Origin of the sequence: Evansella sp. AB-P1, assembly GCF_029688925.1 — a bacterium.
GTDB lineage: Bacteria > Bacillota > Bacilli > Bacillales > Salisediminibacteriaceae > Evansella.
Genome location: NZ_JARUKY010000042.1, coordinates 1 through 1913, shown reverse-complemented (window position 1 = coordinate 1913; position 1913 = coordinate 1). Strand labels below are relative to the sequence as shown.

General features: G+C 43.3%; 1 protein-coding gene. It reads left to right on the top strand.

Annotation, left to right across the window (positions count from 1 at the left end):
* Positions 1–531 precede the first annotated feature (531 nt).
* Entirely contained in the window at positions 532–1857 is a 1326-nt protein-coding gene (gene ltrA / locus QA612_RS22400; RefSeq protein WP_278286056.1) for a group II intron reverse transcriptase/maturase, read from the top strand.
* The last annotated feature ends 56 nt before the right edge of the window (positions 1858–1913 follow it).

The following is a 1913-nucleotide window of genomic DNA, read 5'->3' as shown; positions in this document are numbered from 1 at the left end:
AGGCAAACCTCGGAACAGACGACTAACCACCATGTTGGCTGACAGGATCGGATGACCTTGCAAAGGATGGGGAAGTCCAGTGCCACAAGAGGATTCTGTAAGTTATGAGGACTGGATTCGAGGGAAAGATAGATGACGTGACCCAAGGAGATCTCATCATTTCCATGAGTAGTGGTAACTCCTAAACAAGTCCGTGATGGGCAAGTTGGGATTATGAGTGGTGAGAAGTCAGAGCAGGGGATATTAGTGAATAAGCTCGTCGGAAAAGTCGTAATGACGAGTGACTTAACACCGAGTTGTTAAGGCGAACCCTTACCCAAAAGGAAGGGATTTGATGCGAAGCCCGTCTGCCCATGGAAGAAAAGCTATTCAATTTAAGAAGCCGTCATGTGCCAAGTAGAAGCCAGTAAGGTGGAGCCGAAGAACTGGGGTCGAATAGAAAGTAGACCGCTTGGGGCGGAGTACTTTCTGGGGAACTCGGAAAATGCCATGTGCTAGTCGTCCGAGGGAGACAAAGGGAAGGATACGAACATGAACGAGAGATTAAATCAGAAGAATTTTCGTGAGGGAGTGGAGAAATCACAAAAGAGGAAATGGTACAGCCTTATGGATAAAATATGGGCTATATCTAACATGGAGGAAGCTTTCAATGAGGTGAAACGCAATCGTGGTTCGGCTGGAATAGATGGAGTTTCTATTACAAATTTTGAATTTGGTGTGAAGGACAATGTACAAGTGCTTCAACGTGAAGTAAAAGAAAAGACCTATAAACCGAGACCGGTTAAGCGTGTGTTTATTCCCAAATCGGATGGAACACAAAGACCTTTAGGTATACCTACCGTGAGAGACCGTGTTGTTCAAGCGGCAGTAAGGCGCATCATAGAACCAATCTTCGAAGATAAGTTTTTGGACTGTAGCTTTGGATTTAGACCTAATAGAAGTGCACATATGGCATTGGAGAAAATTCATAAGGATTTAATGGATGGATACGTATATGTCATTGATGCGGATTTAAAGGCATACTTTGATACAATTCCACAAGATAAACTAATCATGGCGCTACGTGAAGAAGTGGTAGATGGAAGTGTTGTTTGCCTCATTAAGAGTTTCTTACAAGCAGGGGTGATGGATGGAGGTAGCTTCTACCTTAATGAGAAAGGAACTCCACAAGGAGGAGTAATAAGTCCATTATTAGCAAATATCTACCTACATCCCCTTGATGAACTCATGACGAAACGAGGACATCGAATCACAAGGTACGCAGACGATTTCGTTATCTGTTGTAAATCACGAAAAGGGGCGGAGAGAGTTCTTAAATCGGTTACACGCTTTCTAGATGAAGAACTCGGATTAGTTGTACACCCAGAAAAGACAAAGATTGTAAACAACCTACAAGAACCATTCGTATTTCTAGGTTACGAATTCAAAAGGGGCTACTGGGTATCTCCATCCCCTAAAGCACTGAAGAAATTCAAAGCTAAGATTAAGTCTATAACGAAGCGAAATCAGACAGTAAATGTAGAGCAACTAACCAAAGACAAGCTCAACCCATATATAAGAGGATGGGGAAACTATTTTAGTCACTTTTATGGGAAGACCATCTTTATTATACTGGATGCATGGATACGAAGAAGACTAAGGGCAGTCCAATTGAGAAGTTGGAGGAAAATCAAGAAACTGCATAGGCAATTGAGGAAGAGGGGGTGGAAAGGGGAACTCCCAGGTCTACGTATGTGTAGTTGGAGAAGCTCCCTTTCCACCCCAGTCCATACTGCACTACCTAATGAGTGGTTTGACGAAATCGGTCTTATTTCTCTAGTGAAACTTTACAATGAACATCATCCCCAAGAGGGATAATCATGGAGGAGCCGTATGCGATGACCCGCACGTACGGATCTGTGAGAGGCGCATGA